The 18,823-nt window shown below is 72.6% G+C and carries 18 protein-coding genes; 10 read left to right on the top strand and 8 right to left on the bottom strand.

Annotated elements, in window-relative coordinates:
- Positions 1 to 397 precede the first annotated feature (397 nt).
- Positions 398 to 1,312, bottom strand: a complete 915-nt coding sequence (locus ACIQIB_RS05420; RefSeq protein ID WP_363609026.1) for an IclR family transcriptional regulator — start codon at positions 1,310 to 1,312, stop codon at positions 398 to 400.
- Between the two features lie 321 nt (positions 1,313 to 1,633).
- On the opposite strand from ACIQIB_RS05420, the gene ACIQIB_RS05415 reads away from it, so the two are divergent.
- From ACIQIB_RS05415 to ACIQIB_RS05400, 4 genes are all read left to right on the top strand, one after another.
- Complete coding sequence (locus tag ACIQIB_RS05415) at positions 1,634 to 2,944, top strand: extracellular solute-binding protein (RefSeq protein WP_363609024.1); 1,311 nt, start codon at positions 1,634 to 1,636, stop codon at positions 2,942 to 2,944.
- A gap of 261 nt (positions 2,945 to 3,205) precedes the next feature.
- Complete coding sequence (locus ACIQIB_RS05410) at positions 3,206 to 4,183, top strand: carbohydrate ABC transporter permease (RefSeq protein WP_400651298.1); 978 nt, start codon at positions 3,206 to 3,208, stop codon at positions 4,181 to 4,183.
- Positions 4,180 to 5,028, top strand: a complete 849-nt coding sequence (locus tag ACIQIB_RS05405) for a carbohydrate ABC transporter permease (protein WP_363609020.1) — start codon at positions 4,180 to 4,182, stop codon at positions 5,026 to 5,028. Before ACIQIB_RS05410 ends, ACIQIB_RS05405 begins: the two co-directional genes overlap by 4 nt.
- 33 nt (positions 5,029 to 5,061) lie before the next feature.
- Positions 5,062 to 5,262 (top strand): nucleotidyltransferase domain-containing protein, encoded by a 201-nt coding sequence (locus ACIQIB_RS05400; protein ID WP_400756819.1) that lies wholly within the window; start codon positions 5,062 to 5,064, stop codon positions 5,260 to 5,262.
- Between the two features lie 48 nt (positions 5,263 to 5,310).
- Here ACIQIB_RS05400 and ACIQIB_RS05395 read toward each other — a convergent pair whose 3' ends face one another.
- The gene (locus tag ACIQIB_RS05395; protein WP_400756817.1) at positions 5,311 to 5,973 is read right to left on the bottom strand and encodes an alpha-ketoglutarate-dependent dioxygenase AlkB; all 663 of its coding nucleotides are present in this window, start codon (positions 5,971 to 5,973) and stop codon (positions 5,311 to 5,313) included.
- A gap of 186 nt (positions 5,974 to 6,159) precedes the next feature.
- Here ACIQIB_RS05395 and ACIQIB_RS05390 point away from each other — a divergent pair, with 186 nt between their 5' ends.
- Positions 6,160 to 6,681 carry a putative immunity protein gene (locus tag ACIQIB_RS05390; protein ID WP_400756816.1) on the top strand — a complete coding sequence of 174 codons (522 nt, stop codon included), beginning with the start codon at positions 6,160 to 6,162 and terminating at the stop codon, positions 6,679 to 6,681.
- A gap of 154 nt (positions 6,682 to 6,835) precedes the next feature.
- Here the strand turns inward: ACIQIB_RS05390 and ACIQIB_RS05385 are convergent, their stop codons facing one another.
- From ACIQIB_RS05385 to ACIQIB_RS05365, 5 genes are all read right to left on the bottom strand, one after another.
- Positions 6,836 to 7,846 (bottom strand): hypothetical protein, encoded by a 1,011-nt coding sequence (locus ACIQIB_RS05385; RefSeq protein ID WP_400756814.1) that lies wholly within the window; start codon positions 7,844 to 7,846, stop codon positions 6,836 to 6,838.
- Positions 7,847 to 7,978: 132 nt separating this feature from the next.
- Positions 7,979 to 9,397, bottom strand: a complete 1,419-nt coding sequence (locus ACIQIB_RS05380; RefSeq protein ID WP_400756812.1) for a hypothetical protein — start codon at positions 9,395 to 9,397, stop codon at positions 7,979 to 7,981.
- Between the two features lie 105 nt (positions 9,398 to 9,502).
- On the bottom strand, positions 9,503 to 10,516 hold the full coding sequence (adhP, locus tag ACIQIB_RS05375) for an alcohol dehydrogenase AdhP (protein WP_400756809.1): 1,014 nt from the start codon (positions 10,514 to 10,516) through the stop codon (positions 9,503 to 9,505).
- Between the two features lie 256 nt (positions 10,517 to 10,772).
- Positions 10,773 to 12,293, bottom strand: coding sequence for an APC family permease (locus ACIQIB_RS05370; protein WP_363613811.1), 1,521 nt, complete (start codon positions 12,291 to 12,293; stop codon positions 10,773 to 10,775).
- A gap of 346 nt (positions 12,294 to 12,639) precedes the next feature.
- On the bottom strand, positions 12,640 to 14,253 hold the full coding sequence (locus ACIQIB_RS05365; RefSeq protein WP_400756807.1) for an amidohydrolase: 1,614 nt from the start codon (positions 14,251 to 14,253) through the stop codon (positions 12,640 to 12,642).
- Positions 14,254 to 14,496: 243 nt separating this feature from the next.
- On the opposite strand from ACIQIB_RS05365, the gene ACIQIB_RS05360 reads away from it, so the two are divergent.
- From ACIQIB_RS05360 to ACIQIB_RS05340, 5 genes are all read left to right on the top strand, one after another.
- Positions 14,497 to 15,114 (top strand): TetR/AcrR family transcriptional regulator C-terminal domain-containing protein, encoded by a 618-nt coding sequence (locus ACIQIB_RS05360; RefSeq protein WP_363613815.1) that lies wholly within the window; start codon positions 14,497 to 14,499, stop codon positions 15,112 to 15,114.
- 691 nt (positions 15,115 to 15,805) lie between these two features.
- A complete protein-coding gene (locus ACIQIB_RS05355; protein ID WP_363613817.1) occupies positions 15,806 to 16,189 on the top strand; it encodes a hypothetical protein in 384 nt (127 codons plus the stop codon).
- Positions 16,190 to 16,283: 94 nt separating this feature from the next.
- Positions 16,284 to 17,372, top strand: coding sequence for a DUF4388 domain-containing protein (locus ACIQIB_RS05350; protein ID WP_400651319.1), 1,089 nt, complete (start codon positions 16,284 to 16,286; stop codon positions 17,370 to 17,372).
- A gap of 82 nt (positions 17,373 to 17,454) precedes the next feature.
- On the top strand, positions 17,455 to 17,850 hold the full coding sequence (locus ACIQIB_RS05345; protein WP_400651322.1) for a roadblock/LC7 domain-containing protein: 396 nt from the start codon (positions 17,455 to 17,457) through the stop codon (positions 17,848 to 17,850).
- Positions 17,851 to 17,918: 68 nt separating this feature from the next.
- A complete protein-coding gene (locus ACIQIB_RS05340) occupies positions 17,919 to 18,293 on the top strand; it encodes a hypothetical protein (RefSeq protein ID WP_400756805.1) in 375 nt (124 codons plus the stop codon).
- Between the two features lie 85 nt (positions 18,294 to 18,378).
- Here ACIQIB_RS05340 and ACIQIB_RS05335 read toward each other — a convergent pair whose 3' ends face one another.
- Positions 18,379 to 18,792, bottom strand: coding sequence for a DUF6188 family protein (locus ACIQIB_RS05335; RefSeq protein WP_400756802.1), 414 nt, complete (start codon positions 18,790 to 18,792; stop codon positions 18,379 to 18,381).
- Between the last annotated feature and the right edge of the window lie 31 nt (positions 18,793 to 18,823).

Raw genomic sequence — 18,823 nt, 5'->3', positions numbered from 1 at the left:
TCGCGAGGGAGATGATTCCTCGTCAGGCGTCAGTGGTGCTACAGGAGCACGTCCTACTTTCAGTAGGGAGAGTCCGTTCGACCCGGGCCTGGCGCTCCACTTTCGGGTGAGGTCCGGTGCCGTTTCTGGTGCCGGGCCTTGTTCGTTTCCGTGGGGGTTTCCGTGTGGGTCGCGGGCGGGTTCGGGTGGGTGTTCTGGGCTGGTAGTGTTCTTCTTGTCGCGAGGGAGATGATTCCTCGTCAGGCGTCAGTGGTGCTACAGGAGCACGTCCTACTTTCAGTAGGGAGAGTCCGTTCGACCCGGGCCTGGCGCTCTACATTCGGGTGAGGCCCGGTGCCGTTTCAGGCACCGGGCCTCTTCCGTTTTCCGGCTGTCTCGGCGGGCCTGCCGGCGGGTGTCAGCCGGGCTGGCGGTCGGAGCCGAGTTCGCGGGAGATCCGCAGGCCGACCTGGGCGACCACGGGGCCGAGGGTGCGGACGCGGGCGGCGGTCATCCGGGAGGTGAGGCCGGAGACGGAGAGGGCGGCGGTCACCTCGCCGGTGTGGTCGAAGATCGGGGCGGCGACGCAGCGGACCTCCGGTTCGTTCTCCCGGTCGTCGATCGAGTAGCCGCGGGCCCGGATCCTGGCCAGGTCGGCGCGTAGATGGGTCTCGTCGGCGATGGTCCAGGCGGTGACCGGGCGCAGTCCGGCGGCGACCACCTCGGTGACGGCCTCCTCGGGCAGCCAGGCCAGGATCGCCTTTCCGGTGGCGGTGCAGTAGGCCGGTGCCCGGCTGCCGACCCGGGAGGCCATCCGGACGTTGGTCTCGTCCTCGACCTTGTCCAGGTAGACGATCCCCGGGGCCTGCCAGACGGTGAGGTGGACGGTCTCGCCGGCCTCGCGCTGGAGCCGGCGCAGGTGCTCGGCGGCGACGGCGCGCAGGTCGAGGGTGGAGAGGTAGGCCTGGCCGAGGCGGAGCGAGCCGTGGCCGAGCCGGAACCAGCCGGTCTCCCGGTCGCGGTCGAGCAGGTGCTCGTCGAGCAGAGGGCCGGTCAGCCGCAGCACGGTGCTCTTGTTGAGGGCGAGCGCGTCGGCGAGCTGGCCGAGCGGTACGCCGCGGCCATCGCCGTGGTCGCGGACGTAGCCGAGGACGGCCAGCGCGCGGCGCAGTGAGGACGACTGGTTGCGGTCGCCGGTCGTGGCCTTCTTCGGCTTCGTACCGGCCGAAGCCTCAGCCGAACCACCAGCCGAACCACCGGCTGCAGCGTCGGCCGTACCGGCGGCCGGCGGCTCCTCGGCGCCGGCCTCCGCCCCGGTCCCCGTCTCCGTCATCGGCCCGATCCCCTCTCGTATCACCGCTGGACTGCGGCGGTTGTCAGACCGTACCCGTTCGCGTCGCGTTCGCCGATTCTTCGACACGGCGTTGTGCAGTGCAAAACTTCCCGAAGTGCCTCTTGTTGCCCGCGAGGGCCCCCGCCTAACGTCCCTGGCATCGAGCAGGCGACGCAGCCCACCCGAGCGGTCGCTCTGCCGTACCCCCACATCAACGCGTTCACGCACCCACCATCGGCCCCGGTCAGGGCCTGCTTCGACGCGCCCGTCCCCAGCGGCGCACGTCTCGGCGGCAACTGTCGGGAGGGGAGGTCTCCACCCATGCGACTCATCAGACGGACCGCTGCGGCCGCCGTTCTCACCGCCACCTGTATCGCGGCGGCCGCCTGTTCGCCGGGCACCGCGCTGCCGGCCGGCGACAAGGCCGGCGACGACAAGACCGGCACGCTGCAGGTCTGGCTGTACAACGAGGCCGGCAACGCGGCGAAGGAAGCGGTGATCAGCAAGGCGGTCGCCGAGTTCCAGTCCTCCCACCAGGGCGTCACCGTCAACGTCAGCTACATCGACACCGACGCCTCGGCCCGCGCCGCCAAGATGAAGGGCGCGTTCAACGACCCGAACAGTGCCCCGGACCTGGTCGAGTTCGGCAACACCGATCTCCCGGGCTACGTCGCGGCCGGCGGCCTCGCCGAGATCGGCGCCGACCTCGACAAGTGGAAGGACAAGGGCGACCTCGACCCGGCGATCGCCAAGACCGCGGTGCTGGACGGCAAGACCTACGGCCTGCCCTGGTGGGTCGGCGTGCGCGCCCTCTACTTCCGCACCGACCTCTTCACCGAGGCCGGGCTGACCCCGCCGAAGTCGTACGACGAACTGGTCGCCGCCAACCAGAAGATCCACGCCGCGCACCCGGACACCTTCGGCATCGCGGTCGGCGGCAAGTACACCTTCGGTGCGCTGCCCTTCGTCTGGGACGCGGGCGGCGACATCGCGGCCAAGGACGGCGACAAGTACAAGGCCGACATCAACTCGGCCGCCTCACAGGCCGGTATCAAGCGCTACACCGACCTGTTCGGCGCCGACGGCTGCCCCGCCCAGCAGTGCGCGGACCTCACCGGCGGTAAGACGGTCGACCTGTTCGCGGCCGGCAAGTCCGCCATGGCGATCCTGCCCAACTCCAGCCGTAGCAAGGTCGACGCGGGCGCGGTCAAGGGCAAGTACGGTGTCGTCCCGCTGCCCGGCGAGAAGGCCGGTTCGATCGCCCCGGCGTTCGGCGGCGGCAACAACCTCGGCGTGATGAAGGCGGCCAAGCACCGCACCCTCGCCGTCGAGTTCGCCGAACTGCTGGCGAGCCCCGGTTACCAGGAGCAGATGTACGACGCGATGGGCAACCTGCCGACCCTCAAGTCGGTCAACGACAAGGTCGCCGCCAAGGACGCCTTCCTCAAGCCGTTCACCGACACCATCGCGGCCGGGACCAGGTTCGTTCCGATGGACCAGGCGTGGGCGCAGATCGACGCGCAGGCCGTCATCCCGACCATGCTCCAGCAGATCGTCACCGGCAAGGCGGATGTGGCGAAGGCCTCGGGCGACGCGGCAACCCAGATCACCTCGGCCTTCGCGGGCCACTGAGCTACTCGGTGAGCGACTCACCGAGTGGCTCACCGCACGGGTCGCCGAGCTGCTCGTTCAGCGACCCGGCCAACGGCCGAGCACCCGCCGAACCCCGCAGAACACCCCGCTGAGTGGCCCGACGGCCGGGCCACTCAGCCGCCGCCGGGCGACTCGGCCGCCCACCCGGCGCCCGACCGGGCGCCGACTCGGCACTCACTGAGAGCAGGTTCCCTGGCGGCCGGTCCCCGAGGCCGGCCCCGTAGAGAGCAGGTCCCGTACGTGTCCGCATCCACCACGACCGTCCCGGCGGCGCCGACTTCCCCGAGCGGGCGTCGCCGGGGCGCCGGCCCGGCCGCGCCCCCGCGCGGCAGGCGCCGCACCCCGCTGCTGCTGCTCCTGCCGGCCGCGATCATCATGATCCCGCTGGTGGCGTACCCGATCTACCAGCTCGGTCTGCTGTCCGTGCTGGACTTCGGGCAGGCCCAGGCGTCCGGGGGAGCGCCGACCAGCTTCGTCGGCTTCGGCAACTACCAGAAGATCCTGAACGACGGCCAGTTCTGGTCGGTGCTGTTGCAGACGATCGGCTTCGCCGCCTTCTGCGTGGTCGCCACCCTGGCCGTCGGCGCCACCCTGGCGGTGCTGCTGACCAAGGTCGGCCGGGTGGCCCGGCTGGTCCTGACCACCGCCGCGATGGCGGCGTGGGCGGCGCCGGCGATGACCGGGTCGACGGTGTGGAGCTTCCTCTTCGACACCAACCTCGGCCTGGTCAACAAGACCCTGGTCAACCTCGGGCTCAGCGGCTTCCACGAGTTCAACTGGTTCTACGACAAGTGGACGGCGTTCCTGATCGTCGGGGCCGTGGTGGTCTGGCACTCCTTCCCCTTCGTGATGGTGACGCTCTACGCGGGCATCAGGGCGATCCCCGAGGAGATCCTGGAGGCCGCCGCCCTGGACGGCGCCAACACCTGGAACACCTTCCGCCGGATCACCGCCCCGATGCTGCGGCCGATCCTCACCATCGTGGTGATCCAGTCGGTCATCTGGGACTTCAAGGTCTTCACCCAGATCTACGTGATGACCGAGGGCGGCGGCATCGCCGGCCAGAACCTCGTCCTCAACGTGTACGCGTACCAGAAGGCCTTCGCCTCCTCCCAGTACGGACTGGGCGCGGCCATCGGTGTGATCATGCTGCTGATCCTGGTGATCCCGACGGTCTTCTACATCCGCACCCTGCGACGGACGGGAAATGAACTGTGAGCGCCCGTAGCCGCTGGCGGTTCGCCGCCAACACCACCGCCATCGTGGTGGCCGTCATCACCGCCTTCCCGATCTTCTGGATGGTGCTCTCGGCCTTCAAGCCCAAGGGCGAGGTGCAGTCCCTCGACCCCAAGCCGTGGACCACCCACCCCACGCTGGACAGCTTCCGCCAGGTGCTGAGCGTCGACGGGTTCGGCCGGTACTTCCTCAACAGCCTGGTCATCGCCCTGTCGGTGGTGGTGCTGTCGGCGCTGGTCGTCTTCCTGGCGGCGGTGGCGGTGACCCGCTTCCGGTTCAAGTTCCGCACCACCATCATGGTGATGTTCCTGATCGCCCAGATGATCCCGGTCGAGGCGCTGACCATCCCGCTGTTCTTCATGTTCCGCGACGCGGGCCGGTTCGCCCCCGGGATCGGCCTCAACACCCTGGCCTCGCTGATCCTGGTGCAGCTGGCGTTCTCGCTGCCGTTCGGCATCTGGATGATGCGCGGCTTCGTCGCCGCCGTACCGGTCTCCATCGAGGAGGCCGCCCAGATCGACGGCGCCAGCCGGTCCCGCATCCTCTGGCGGATCCTGCTGCCGCTGGTCGCGCCGGGCCTCGCCGCGACCAGTGTGTTCTCCTTCATCGCGGCCTGGAACGACTTCGTCTTCGCCAAGACCTTCATCATCAGCGCCACCGACAACCAGACCCTCCCCTCGGCCCTGCTGGTGTTCTTCAAGCCGGACGAGAACGACTGGGGCGGCATCATGGCGGCCTCCACCCTGATGACCGTGCCGGTGCTGATCTTCTTCATCGCGGTGCAGCGCAAGCTGGTCTCCGGGCTCGCGGGCGCGGTGAAGGACTGAGCCGCCCGGCCGGTTCCTGCTAGCGTCCCGACCATGGATGTGGGGTCTGTGCGGTCTTCGGACCAGGGGCGTGCCGACCGGCAACTCGTCCAGATCGCCGAGACGGTGGGCTTCGCCCGCCGTCTCGGCGTCCGCGTCTGGCTGCGCGGCGGCTGGGCGATGGACTTCTTCCTCGGTGAACTCACCCGTGATCACGGGGGCATGGCCAAGTTACGTGCAGTGCTGAATCATTGATGGTCAGTCAGCTTGTTCCGGGTGTTCGGTCCTGCCAGGAAGGGTGGCTCAGGAGACCCCGCGCGGCCGGAACTGGACGCTGATCCGCGGTCCCACCGGCCGGGCCGTCTTCGGGATCGCGTGCTCCCAGGTCCGCTGACACGAGCCGCCCATCACCACCAGGTCCCCGTGGCCGACCACCTGCCGCACCACGTGCGTGCCTTCGTTGCCTCCCTGGGCACCGCCCGGCCGGGGTCGCAGCAGCAGTGCGCGCGGCTCGCCCACCGAGAGGATCGCCACCATGGTGTCCTCCCGCTTGCCACGCCCGATCCGGTCCCCGTGCCAGGCGACACTGTCCCGGCCGTCCCGGTAGTAGCAGAGCCCCAGCGCCCGGAACGGCTCGCCCAGTTCCGTTGCGTAGTACGCGCTCAGCGCCGCCCGGGCCTCGCCCAGCACCGGGTGCGGCGGCTCGTCGGCTTCCCCGTAGTGTGCGAGCAGCCGTGGCACGTCCACCACCCGTTCGTACATCTCCCGCCGCTCGGCCCGCCACGGGACCTCCACCGCCAGCCGTTCGAACACCTCGTCCGCCCCGCCGAGCCACCCCGGCAGCACGTCCAGCCAGGCCCCCGCCCCGAGCACCACCCGCCGTACGCCTGCCAGCGGGCCCAGCCCGGCCCCGCCCCCGTCGGCGTCGTCGAACAACGAGGGCTGGCGGTGAACGGTGCTGTGCATGGTTCCAGCGTACGCCCATTTCGAACACCTGAGCGATTAGTCGAGCGACCGGCGACACCGGGCCGGGCGGGCCCGCGCGGACTGGTCGGCTCTGCGCGACGCAGCGGAACGTCATTTGCGCAGCGGGACGTAGCAGCGGGACGTAATTGCGGCGACAGGGGGCACCGGAACCGGCAGGATGTCCGGGTGAACAGCGTGACCATAAGCGACGAAGACCGTCGGCTTCTCGGGCTCTGGGCTGCCGATTGCGCCGAGCGGGTGCTGCCACTGTTCGAGGCGAAGGCTCCGTCCGACACCCGCCCACGTGAGGCGATCGAGGGCATCCGGTTCTTCGCGCGCGACGGGAAGCGGACGGCACGACTGCGCTCCCTTGCCTTTGCGGCTCTCGTGGCCGCACGCGAGGTCGGCGATCCGGCTGCCACCGCCGCCGCTCGTGCCGCGGGCTACGCGGCGGCGACCCCTTACATCCACCCATTGGCCACCCCTCACCAGGCGAAACACGCTCTTGGGCCGGCGATGTACGTGGCGCGCGCTCGTGAGCTCGCGGCGGGCGACGACGTCGGCGCCGGTGACGAGGAGATCCGGTGGGCGATCGAGCACGCACCGTCGGCGGTTCGTGGGATTGTGCGGCAGATGCCGGTTTTCAGCCCCGGCCGCAGTCGACTGGAGGCGCTTCGCCACCAGCTCGACGCGGCCCTTCGCCGCTGACCGGTGAAGGGGGCGTCGCCCCGGGCGACCGGGGCGACAAGCATCTCGCCGGTTCGGACGGGCCTTCGGCCGCCGCCACGCCGGTCCCGACGAGCCCGCCTGTGAGCAGCCGGTGCGCGTCGTGATCGAATGCGCGTCCGGGCACGGCCCGCCGTCAGCCCTGGTCGACGGCGTCGGGGGTGAGGCCGTCCTGGGCCTGCTGGGCCCGCTCGGCCAGCAGGTGGGCGAACGCCGTCAGGACCGTCGCGTCGTGGGACGTGGGCTCGTCCGGGGCGGTGGCGCGGGTGTACAGCAGGGTGGTGCCGACCCTGACCAGGGCCTCCACCTCGTGGCCGCCGGTCGTCCGGGCCGTGCTCTGGTCGCCTATCCGGGGCAGGGGGACGGCTGTGGCGGCGCCGTCGGCCCGTTGGGAGGTGAGGTCGAAGGCCCGGCGCGCGGTCTCGGTGGACGCGAAACTCACGACGGTGAAGTTCACGGTGTACGGGGAGGCGCCGCGGAAGGTCACTGACGCGTAGCCCAGTTGCTGGTCGCAGGCGTCCGGCAGCAGGCAGCGGACTTCTCCGCCGGACCCGGTGCCCGCACTCGGGCCGCTCTCCAGCGTCCACCCGGCGGGCATGGCCTGGAGGTCCGGCAGGACGCCCCGCACCTGTCCGGGGTCGCGCAGCGCGACCGCGCCGTGCGCGAGGCCGGGCACACCGGGCCGGAGGACGGGGCGCGACCCCAGGTGGATCCCGAGGGCGACCAGCGCGGCAACGACGATCAGCACCAGCGCCACCAGGACACTGCCGCCGGCGCGGCGGCCGGCCGTGGCGAGGCCGTCGCCCGGGATGCCGCCGACCGCCCGGAGCGTCAGCGTCGTCGCTGCCCCGGGCTTCGGAGGGGTGGGCTGGTGCGCCGGGTGACCCAGTTCGGTGGTGACCAGGTAGCGGGCGAACGCCTGGTCCGTGGCCAGCAGTTGGCCGATGGCGGCGGCCAGCCGGGCCTGTGCGTGCCGGTCCGACGGGGCCGCCTCCACCGCGTCCACCGCCTGAGCCCCGTCCGGGGTGCCGCGCAGCCGAGCCCGCACGACGTCGACTGCCGCGCCTCCCGTCGAGGTCGCGCTGTTCGCGGCCGTCCGAACGAGAGCACCGACCACGGCCCTGACCAGATCCTGCCCGTCTACCATGACAACTCCCCCTGTGGCATGAGTAGTTGTCTGCACGATCCCCGTGCGCGCCCCGACCCAATCACGGCCCGCCGGGTGCGGGGGCGGTCCTGGCGGCGCTCGGTCGGCCGGGGCGGCCGGGGCGGGGGCCGGTCAGGGGAGCAGGGCCAGCAGGGTGCCGAGGGGGAGCGAGGGGTTGGCCGCTGCCGCCTGCGCCGTCTCCCGGTCGGGTGCGGCGAGGAGCGTGATCAGGGTGTCCAGGGGCAGAGCCGGATGGGCGGCGGCCGGGCGGCGGGACTTGGGGTGGGCCAGACAGGCGAGGAGGGCGAGGGGCGTGGCGTCGGGGTGGTGGGCGATCGCGTGGAGGGCCCGGTGGGTGGCGAGTCGGCCGGTGGCCAGATACTCCAGCAGGGCCGGCGACGCGTTGGGGCTGGCGGCGGCCGCTGCGGCGGTCTGTGCTCCGAACCGGTCGACTGCGGAGCGCAGTTGGGCTTCGGAGAGACCGGGGTGCGAGGCGATGGACTTCACCACCTTGGCGTCCGGGTCGGCGGCCAGCGTGTCGCGGACCGCGGCGGGCAGGTCACGGCGGCGGGCCAGGAGCATCCGCAGCGCCGGGACGGTGGAGACCGCCAGCTGTTCGACCTCGGCCGGGGACGCTGCGGCGATCCGGGGGAGCAGCGTCGGCCCGATCCGGGTGGCGCCGGCGAGGAGGGCCAGGACGTCGAGGGGCACGTGCGGGTTGTGCGCGAGGCTGCGCTGGACGTCGTGGCCGCGGTCGGCGGCGAGCCGGCGGATCAGGGGCTCGTCGATGGCGGGGTTCTCGGCGAGGTTCGCCCGCACCCAGGGAACGGGGTCGTCGGCGAGCCGTCGGCCGGCCTCCGCAGGCAGATCGGGGCGGGCGGCGAGTTCCTGGCGCAGCAGCAGTGCGGGGTGGTCGGCGAAGCGGGCGGCGGCCTGCGCGGGCGTGCTCGGGTTGCGCAGCGCCGGCTGCTGGATCTCGGGGGAGTCGGTGAGCAGGACGGCCAGCGCGTCCGCCGGAGTCGCCTCGTTCGCCGCCGCCGCGCGGCGGACGCCGGGATCGGCGTGGGCGGCGAACCGGGCGGCCAGGTCCGCGCGTTCGGTCCAGAGCGCCAGCTCCTCGACGACGGTCGTCTCCCGGTCGGCCGCCAGTGCCTCGGCCACCTCGGACGGCAGGCCCGGGCAGCCGGCCAGCTTCACCCGGCGCTCCACGACCGGGTCCGTTGCGAACCGGCGCGCCCACTCCGGCCGCCCGCGGCCCTCGTCCAGCAGGGCGAGTGCGGCGCCCGGCCGCCTGCCGGGGTCGATGTCGGCGGCTCCGATCCGGCCGTCGTAGGCGAGTCGCACGGCGACGGCCTCCGAATGCGCGGCCAGGGCGCGTGCCTGCGAAGGGCTGAGGTCCGGCCGGGCGGCGAGATGTTCGGCGAGCTCAGTGCCGTCGGCTTCAGCGAACGCCGGGACGTCCGCAGCTGTGCCCGCCTCCGCGATGAGACGGTCGACGACGGCGGACGGCAGAGCCGGGTTGGCGGCGAGCCCGTACAGGACGTGATCCACGGTGGCATCCTGACGGACTCCCGCCGACCCGGGCACCTTCTTTTCGGCCCCCCAGCCCCCAGCCCCCCAGCCCCCGGACGAAGGCCGGCGGGGGCCAGAGGGCGGTCAGCGCAGGTCGAAGACCAGACGGGCGCTGATCCTGCCCGCGAGGATGTCGTCGATGCAGGCGTTGACGTCGTCGAGTTTGCGGGTTTCGCGGATGACGCGGGTGCGGCCGAGGGCGTGCAGGCGGAAGACCTCGGCGAGGTCCTGGCGGGTGCCGACGATCGAGCCGGTCACCTTGGTGCCGTTCAGCACGGTCTCGAAGACGGGGAGTTCGAGCTTCCCTCCGGCGGGCAGGGCGACCAGCACCAGTGTGCCGCCGCGGCGCAGCGCACCGTAGGCGGCCTGGAAGGAGGCGTTGCTCACCGCGAGCGCGATGGCCGCGTCGGCGCCGCCGAGTTTCTGGACTTCGGCCGCGATGTCCTGGGTGCGGGCGTCGAGGACGTGGTCGGCGCCGAGTTCCCGGGCGAGGGCGAGTTTGTCGTCGGTGATGTCGACGGCGATGGTCTCGGCGCCGAAGACGCGGGCGTACTGCAGGGCGAGGTGGCCGAGGCCGCCGATGCCCGAGACCAGGACGCGCGTGCCGGGGCGGGCGCCGGAGACCTTCAGCGCCTTGTAGGTGGTGACGCCCGCGCAGGTGAGCGGTGCGGCGTCCAGCGGGTCGATGCCGTCGGGGACGGGCACCACGTAGTCACCGTGGGCGAGCGCGTACTCGGCGTAGGCGCCGTCCACCGAGTAGCCGCTGTTGTGCTGGCCGAGGCAGAGCGTCTCCCAGCCCGAGACGCAGTGGTCGCAGCGCCCGCAGGCGTCGGCCAGCCAGGCGATCGCCACCCGCTCCCCCGCCTTGGTGTGGCGGACCTGCCCACCCACCGCCTCGACGATGCCGACACCCTCGTGGCCGGGCACGAACGGCGGACTGGGCTTGACGGGCCAGTCACCATGGGCGGCGTGGATGTCGGTGTGGCAGATCCCGGAGGCTTCGAGCCGGATCCGGACCTGGTGCGGGCCGGGTGCGGGCACCGGGCGGTCTTCGATGACCAGCGGTGCGGTGAAGTCCCGGACGACGGCGGCCTTCATGGTCTCTCCCTCGGACGATCGGCGCGCGTGCGCCCACCGTGGAGAACGCGAGGACACGAATGTCGCGACAGCCGCGGCGGCGCGCCGGCCGTCACGATGCGAAAGACGTGAAAGCGCGAAAGACGATGAGCGCTCTGGCGGCCGCGCACAGGACGCAGCCGCCAGCAGCTTCACCCGAAAGAGGGATCGCCCGCAGCTCGGACTGAGCCGAACGGGTGGGGGACGCCATACGGCGGAACGTACAGCGCCCGGCGGTTCAGGCCGCGTCCACCTCGGTGGTGCCCAGCCGGGCGTACACCTCGGGCCGCCGTGCGCGCAGCCGCAGCGCGATGCCGACGCCGGTCAGGAAGACCACCGGCACGATCGCGACCAGCGGCCAGTTGACCTCCGGCCCGGCGCCCGTGAACAGATCCAGCCGCCAGACCACCAGCGCGGTCGCGCCGCACAGCAGCACGGTCGCGCCGAGCGGGGCGACCACCGTGCGGAACACACCGGCGCTGGCGGCGGCGGCCCGGTTGCGGCGGAAGAAGACGTACACGGCGAGCCCGGCCAGCGCCTGGAGCAGCAGGATGCCGACCACACCGGGGGAGTTCACCCAGAGGAAGAACTGGTTGTACGGGTCGGCCCCGATCAGCGCCGCCACGACGACCGCGACCGCGGCCAGCACCGACTGCACGATGCCGCCGATCCACGGCGAACCGTGCTTCGGGTGGACCCGCCCGAGGGCGGCGGGCGCGGCCTGTTCACCGGCGAGCGCGTAGCCGTAGCGGGTGATCGTGTTGTGGAAGGCCAGCAGGGCGGCCAGCAGGCTGGTGACGATCAGCACCCGCTGCACGTCCGTGGCCCAGGCACCGACGTAGTCGGTCATCGCCGTGAAGAACATCCCGGCCGGGTCGGCGGTGGCGGTCGCGACGGCTTCCGCGTCGCCGAAGGCCTGCACGATCATCCAGGTGATGAAGGTGTAGAAGAGGCCGAGGAAGGCGATCGCCGCGTACGTGGCCCGGGGCACGGTGCGGTGCGGCTCGCGGGCCTCCTCGCGGTAGATCGCGGTGGCCTCGAAGCCGACGAAGGCCGCGAAGGAGAGGCCGAGCACGCCGCCCATCCCGCCGGAGAAGACGTTGCCAGGGGCGAGCGAGGAGAGGCTCAGGCCGTGCGCCCCGCCCTTGAGCAGGACGGCGACGGCGAGGACCAGCAGGATGCCGGTCTCGGCGATCAGCAGCGCGCCGAGCACCTTGGCACCGAGGTCTATCGAGCGGTAGCCGAGGAACCAGACCACCGCGACCCCGATCAGTGCCCAGACCGGCCAGGGCAGGTCGAGACCGAGCAGGTCGGCGGCGGTGGTGTGGGCGAAGTAGCCGAAGGCGCCGAACATGCCGATCTGGATGGCGTTGTACGAGAACACGGCGAGCAGCGCGGCCCCGAGACCGGCCGGTCGCCCGAGGCCGCGGGTGACGTACGCGTAGAACGCGCCGGCGTTCTTCACATGAGCGGTCATCGTGGTGAAGCCGACCGCGAACAGGGCCAGGATGACGCCGGTGGCCAGGTAGGCCACGGGTGCGCCGATGCCGCCGAAGGCGATCGCGAAGGGTGCCACCCCGGCCATCACGGTCAGCGGCGCGGCCGCGGCCACGACGAAGAAGACGATGTCGCCGGTGCCGAGGACGCCGCGCCCGAGCCGGGACCCGGTGGCCGGGGCCGTCCCCGACGTGGCGGTGGTGGGCGGCCTGGTCGGAGTGGGGGTGGCGGCCGGGGTGGCCGCGTCGGAGGGCAGGTTCATGGGGGAGCTCTCCTGGGGTCGTACGAACGAGGGTAGGACGATCCGGCCGGACGGTGCCGAGGACGGGCACGGCCGTGAGTGGTGCGAGCGGGGAGACGCGGTACGACGGCGCCGCGGATGGGGGCGCCCGCGGGGCGCCCGGGGTGGGACGTGGGCGCGGGGGTGGGAGGGGGCGCTCGGAGCGAGGCGCGAGCGCCGGGAGCGCGAGGGAGCGCCCGGGGTGGGGCCCGGGGCCCGCCCGCCCCCGGCAGCGCCGCTCCGGGCCGGGCCGGCTACGGCAGGTGGTGCGGGTGGTGCAGGTGGTGCAGCTGGGACAAGTGGTGCAGGTGGGGTCGGGTCGGTCAGGTCAGTGCGTACGCCGCCCGCCGAGCCAGGTGCCCAGCACCGCGACCTCGGCCAGTTCGCCGGGCGCCACCTCGTACGGGTCGGCGGCCAGCTGCACCAGGTCGGCGCGCATACCGGGCCGCAGCACGCCCCAGTCGTCCTCCTCGAACGCCTGGTGCGCCACCCCGGACGAGTACGCGGCGAGCGCCTCGGTGAGGCCGATCCGCTCCTCGGGGACCCAGCCGCCGTCCGGCAGGCCGTCCGGGGTCTGCCGGGTGACGGCGGTCGCGAGGCCCGCCAGCGGCTCGTACCGGGTGACCGGCCAGTCGCTGCCGAAGGAGACCCGGGCGCCGCTGCGCAGCAGGGCGGCGATCTGGTACTGACGGGCGCCGCGCTCGGGGCCGAGCCGGGGGAGGGTGAGCTGGGTCATCAGCGGGTCGGTCTGGGCCCAGAGCGGTTCGAAGTTGGCGATCACGCCGAGTTCGGCGAAGCGCGGCAGGTCTGCCGGGTCGACCAGCTGGACGTGGGCGATCACGGGGCGGCGGGCGCGGGGGCCGTTGCGGCGGGCGGCGGCCTCGACGGCGTCCAGGGCGATCCGGACGCCGTGGTCGCCGATGGCGTGGATGTGCGGCTGGAAGCCGAGCGCGTCCACGGCGGTGACGGCCTCGGCCAGTTCGTCGCCGGTCCAGTTGGCGACGCCGTGCGAGTGCGGGCAGTCGCTGTACGGCTCCAGCAGCGCGGCGGTGCCGGACTCGATGACGCCGTCGGCGAAGAACTTGATCGCCCGGGCGGTGAGCTGCCCGCCGCCCTCGGCCTCGATCCGGGCCCGGTCGGCGGCCAGGCCGGGCAGCCGCTCGCGCCAGCCGTCCGGCTCCAGCAGCAGGCCGAGCCCGGCCCGGACGGCCAGCGGGTGGCCGTCCCGGACGGCGGCGAGCCAGGTGTCGACCTGGGCGGGTTCGACCCAGGCGTCCTGGATCCAGGTGATGCCGGCGGAGGCGAGCGCCGTGGTGGTGTCGCGCAGGGCGGCGACCTGTTCGTCGAGCTCGGGCAGCGGGACGAGGGCGCGTACGGGGTTGAGCGCGCCGAACTCGCGCAGGGTGCCGAGCGGGCTGCCGTCGGGGCGGCGGACGATCTCGCCGTTGACGGGCTGGGGCGTGCGGGCGGTGTAGCCGGCCCGGCGCAGGGCCTCGCTGTTGGCCCAGCCGGTGTGGTGGTCCATGGTGCGCAGCAGCACCGGGCGGTCGGGGACGACGGCGTCGAGCAGCGCGGCGTCGAACAGGCCCCCCTCGGCGAGCCACGGGTCGAAGGCGTCGCCGGTGATCCACTCGGCCTCGGGGTGCTGCTCGGCCCAGAGCCGGACGGCCTCGACGACCTCCTCGAGGCTGGTGCAGTCGCGGACGGGTACGCCGCGCAGACCGATACCGCCGAGCAGCGGGTGGACGTGGCCGTCGCCCCAGGACGGCAGCAGCGCGCCGCCGGCCAGGTCGACGGTCTCGGTCCGTTCGCCGCGCAGGGCCAGGGCCTCCGCGCCGAGGGCGGTGATCCGGCCGGCGGTGACGGCCAGGGCGGTGGTGTGCGGGTTCGCGGGGTCGCCGGTGTGGATCCGGCCTCCGGTGAAGATCGTGTCGGCACGCATGCGGGGGTGCGTCCTCTCCCAGTGTGACCTGTCTAACCGAATGGGGTTCGGTTACCGTAGGCGCGTCGCCGCGAGCTGCGGAAGAGTTTTATTGAAAGTCATTCGGTTACATTTTGGTAACGATGATCTTGAGTGATGATCGTCCTGCCGGGCCGCGCGGGCGGGCCGCGCGGACGAGTCGTGCGGACGGACGGACGGACGGACGGTCCGGACGGGAAGCGGAAGCGAAGGGCGGGGACGCGCATGGCCAGGCCGCGCACACCACTGTTGGACCGGCAGCGCATCGTGGACGCCGCGCTGCGGCTGGTGGACGAGGCGGGCGATCTCACCATCCCGGCCCTCGCCGGGACGCTCAAGGTGAGCCCCTCGGCGCTCTACCACCACGTGGCCGGCCGGGCCGAGATCGTCGCCCTGATGCGCGCCGAACTCGTCCGCACCATCGGCGAGCAGTCCATGTGGGACCAGCCCTGGGACGACGCGCTGCGCACCTGGGCGCACGCCTACCGCGACGCCTTCGCCGAGCACCCCGGCATCATCCGGCTGCTCGCCACGGCCCCGCTCGCCGAATCGTTCATGCACGAGCTGTACGAGCGCGCCGTCACCACCCTGGAGGGCGCGGGCTTCGCGCCGCAGGACGTGATGAGCGTGATCACCGCGCTGGAGAGTTTCATCCTCGGCTCCGCGCTCGACCTGGTCGCCCCCGCCGTCATGGTCGACGCCGTCGAACGCGGCACCACCCCGCGCCTGGCCGCCGCCCTGGAGGCCGTTCCCACCGGCCGTCACCGCGCCGACCAGGCCTTCGAGCTGGGGCTCACCGCCCTGATCGCCGGCTACCGCGCGCTGCTGTCCGCGAGGTGCTGACCGTCCTGTCGCCCATGAACTCCTTCCTGGTCCGGACCTGCCCGCGCTCCCGCCGGTTCGGCTCGTCGTACCGGTCGTGGATGCGCGTCGCGCGCGGCTGAAGCTCTGCCGGTTCCATCCGCGGCCTCCTCTCGTTCGATTTCTGATCAGGTGTGATGACCTGCTAATGTTCTACTCGTCGAGAGGAAATGATCTCTCGGACAGGCGTCAGAGGTGCTACCGGAGCACGTCCTACTTTCAGTAGGAAGAGTCCGTTCGACCCGGGCCTGGCGCTCCACCCCAAGGCGGCCGTTCCTTCCCGGAACGGCCGCTTTGTCGTTTCCCGGGCGTTCGGACGCCCGGCGGCGGAATCCGGTTCCCGTGCCCGGGTACGGGGGTGGCCGGCCTTAGCGCATCGGGCGTTCGAAACCCTGTGGAGCGGCCGACAATCGGCCAAGGTCCCGATCCAGGTGGGCCGGTGGGCCGCTCTCCATCCTCCGGTTCGGCCAGCGGGTTCGTCGGGTCGTCACGCCTGACGTACCGTCATAGGTTGGCTGGAAGTGGTCGGTTGTGATGTGAATATGCCATTGGAATGTTCGTCATATGGAATCCGGCAGTAGCCTTCCGTGTCGAACCAGCCACCGGTCGTGGCAGTTCGGCCGGTGTCTGCCCAGCGTCTCCGGCTACCCCAGAACCCTCCGAAGGAGCCGGTGTGCCGGGTATCGACGAATGCCTGTCCGGGGCGATGGCGATCGCCGGTGCCCGCTCCGCGAGCCTGGTCGACTGGAGCAGCGGACTTGCCCTCGGTAGCCTCGGAATCAGCCCCACCGGAGAGCACGAGACTGCGGCGGCGGAGGCAACCGACTTGGTGCGGGCGGCTGTTGAGAGCCAGACCTTCACCGGGGCGGAGGACAAGCGGGCGCCGTTGCAGGACATCATCGTCACCGCGGGCCGTAGCTACCACCTCCTTTGCTTCATCGATACCGTCTTCGACAGCCGGCTCGTCCTGCACCTCTGGCTGGACCGCTCGGAGGGCAACCTCGCCGCGGCCCGGTATCGCCTCCAGGCGCTCGCCGAGGAGCTGGTGCTGGGGTGATGCGCCTGCTCGCGGCCCGGTCGGCCGGGTGTCCGGCATTCGCCGTCAGGATTCGGCCATCGCGTCAACTGTCCGACGACCGGAGGTGGTTGGCATGAACGCTACATCGTCGCCACTCGGCGCCGCGCCGGCGCGCCACCCGGCCGCCCGGGAGCCCCAGGGCGCCCCGGCTGTCCAGGAGGCCCCGGCCACTCCGGCCGACGCCGTCGAGCGACTGGCCGGGGAGAGGGCCACCGGCGCCCTGCGCGGCCCCGCCGGCACGGTCTACCTCGCCGCCGGCCAGGTGGTGCACGCCGAATCCGACCGTGCGCCCGACCTGGCCGCCCTGCTGACCGGCTGCGGCCGGATCACCCCCGAGGCCTGGCAGGAGATCCTCCGCGTCCACGGCCCGCGCTGCCGGGTCGGCGACGCCCTGGTCGAGCAGGGCCGGCTCACCCGCGGCGAGCTCGAGCTCTGTCACCTCGGGGCGCTCTACGACGCGGCCTTCTTCGTCCTCGATGCCACCGCCGGGCCCTGGCGCTTCGAACCGGGCGTGCGGCACTGGCTCGGCCCGGTGACGGCGGTCGGCGCCCACCGGCTGCGCCGCGAGGTCGAGCGCAGGCGTCAGCTGCTGGAGCGCATCTGGCCCTGGCCGCAGCTCGACACCGAGCCGGTCCGCCCGTCCGAGGCGGGGATCCCCGAGAGCCGCGAGGCGTGTGCCGGACCAGGTGCCCGAGGCCGGTACCGCCGCTCGCCCAGCCGCCGCCAGCGCGAACTGCTCGACCACGCGGACGGCCGAAGGACCCCGGGGGAGCTGGCCCGGCTGCTCGGTCACTCGGCCTTCGCCACCACGGCCGACGTCCGCCGCCTCGCCGCCGCCGGACTGCTCGCCACGCCCGGCTGCGGCACCCCGGGGCGCGGCGGTCCCCGCCACGCCGCCCCGTCCGGCGGCACCACCCCCGACCGGAGCCCTGCCGACCGGAGTTCCTCCGACCGGAGCCCTGCCGACCGTGCCGCCCCCGGCCGCACCGCCGGCGGGCTCCACCGCCGCGTCCCCGGGGCCACACTGACCGGGCCGGCCCAGGCCGGGCCCGTCCGGGCGGCCCACCCACCGACCACGGCAGCGGCCCACCCGCTGACCGCCCCCGACCCGGACATCGCGCTGCTGACCCGGGTCCTGACCCTTCTGGAGGCCCGACTTTGAACCACTCTCCGCCCGCGACCCCGCCCTCGCGGTCATGAGGCGGGCGCTCAAGCAGCGTGTCGGAAGGAGACAACTGATCGCCTTGGAGACCGAGTTGCTGGCCGAGCTCCGCGCCCTCAGGCATCGGGTCCCGCACCTCGCGGGCGGTCTGGTGGCCAGCGTGGACGGCCTGCTGGTCGCGCACGACACCCACGGCACCGAGCCCTCGGGCCTGGCGGCCATGACGGCCGCCTCCCTCGGACTGGCGCAGCGGCTAGCCGACACCACCGGACAGGGGGAGTTCCGGGAGTCGCTGGTCCGCGGTGAGAACGGCTATGTCGCCACCTACACGGCGGGCGGCAGCTGCGTGCTCACCCTGCTGGCGCACCCGGACGTGAACGTCGGCCGACTGCACCTGGAGGCCCGTCGCTCCGCCCAGCGCGTCGCCGCGCTCCTCAGCGACACCCTCGCGCCCAAGGACCCCAAGGAGGTGGGCTGACCGCGCCCGCCCCATCCGAAACACCAGCACCAGTACCAGCACCCACCGAACGAACTGGAGTGACCGACATGACGGACGCAGCAGGCGCGCTCAAGCAGGCCATGACCGTGATCGAGGGCGCCATCGGCGCCGCGCTCGTGGACTACAGCAGCGGTATGGCGCTCGCCACGCTCGACGGCCCCGGCGGCATCGACCTCAACGTGGCCGCGGCCGGGAACACCGACGTGGTCCGGGCCAAGATGCGCACCATGGACATGCTGGGCCTGCAGGACGGCATCGACGACATCCTCATCACGCTGAGCAGCCAGTACCACCTGATCCGACCGCTCACCGGCCGGGGCGGCAAGGGCCTCTTCCTCTACCTCGCGCTGGACAAGAGCCGCGCCAACCTGGCCATGGCCCGTCACCAACTGACCAGGATCGAGGCGGACCTGGAGGTCTGACGGCGCTCGCCCGGCGGCGTACGGACCCCGCACCGCCCGGCGCGGGGTCCCGCCGGGGCTGCCGCCGTGCCGGCCCGCACCCGGATCACCCGGTGGTGAACCACCGCCCGGGTCGCCGCGGTTCGGGCTCCGCCCACGCCACCTCGCCACCCGGCAGACCGGAGCAGACCGTGCCACCGGGGGTGAACACGCTCCACGGTGCCACCAGCGCGTGCGGCGGAACGGACAGCTCGCCACCCCCGTCGAAGGCCAGCTCCAGCCCGCCCGCCATCGTCACCCGGGCGGCGCCGACGGACCGGCCCACCAGCCCGAGCAGCGGGCTGGACGGCCGGACGGTCAGCGCCGGGTAGAAGCGCTCCACCCCGGACGGCACGGCGAACCTGAACTCGTGCGTCACCCGGACCGTCACCGCCCCGGCGAGCGTGATGTCGAGCCGGGCGCCGCCAGTGACGGACTCCACCCGGCGACCGGCCAGCACACTCCCGATCCCGTTCGTCATGCCCCCAGTGTGGCCCACCGGGGACCGCGGG

Source organism: Kitasatospora sp. NPDC092286 (assembly GCF_044755565.1).
Classification (GTDB): Bacteria; Actinomycetota; Actinomycetes; order Streptomycetales; family Streptomycetaceae; genus Kitasatospora.
Note: the sequence above shows the minus strand (reverse complement) of the source record. Positions and strands in the feature narration are given on the sequence as shown.

Coding starts and splice junctions, on each gene's coding strand:
- ACIQIB_RS05420 (WP_363609026.1), bottom strand. CDS start 1,312: ATGACGGAGACGGGGACCGGGGCGGAGGCCGGCGCCGAGGAGCCGCCG.
- ACIQIB_RS05415 (WP_363609024.1), top strand. CDS start 1,634: ATGCGACTCATCAGACGGACCGCTGCGGCCGCCGTTCTCACCGCCACC.
- ACIQIB_RS05400 (WP_400756819.1), top strand. CDS start 5,062: ATGGATGTGGGGTCTGTGCGGTCTTCGGACCAGGGGCGTGCCGACCGG.
- ACIQIB_RS05395 (WP_400756817.1), bottom strand. CDS start 5,973: ATGCACAGCACCGTTCACCGCCAGCCCTCGTTGTTCGACGACGCCGAC.
- ACIQIB_RS05385 (WP_400756814.1), bottom strand. CDS start 7,846: ATGGTAGACGGGCAGGATCTGGTCAGGGCCGTGGTCGGTGCTCTCGTT.
- adhP (WP_400756809.1), bottom strand. CDS start 10,516: ATGAAGGCCGCCGTCGTCCGGGACTTCACCGCACCGCTGGTCATCGAA.
- ACIQIB_RS05370 (WP_363613811.1), bottom strand. CDS start 12,293: ATGAACCTGCCCTCCGACGCGGCCACCCCGGCCGCCACCCCCACTCCG.
- ACIQIB_RS05365 (WP_400756807.1), bottom strand. CDS start 14,253: ATGCGTGCCGACACGATCTTCACCGGAGGCCGGATCCACACCGGCGAC.
- ACIQIB_RS05360 (WP_363613815.1), top strand. CDS start 14,497: ATGGCCAGGCCGCGCACACCACTGTTGGACCGGCAGCGCATCGTGGAC.
- ACIQIB_RS05350 (WP_400651319.1), top strand. CDS start 16,284: ATGAACGCTACATCGTCGCCACTCGGCGCCGCGCCGGCGCGCCACCCG.
- ACIQIB_RS05340 (WP_400756805.1), top strand. CDS start 17,919: ATGACGGACGCAGCAGGCGCGCTCAAGCAGGCCATGACCGTGATCGAG.
- ACIQIB_RS05335 (WP_400756802.1), bottom strand. CDS start 18,792: ATGACGAACGGGATCGGGAGTGTGCTGGCCGGTCGCCGGGTGGAGTCC.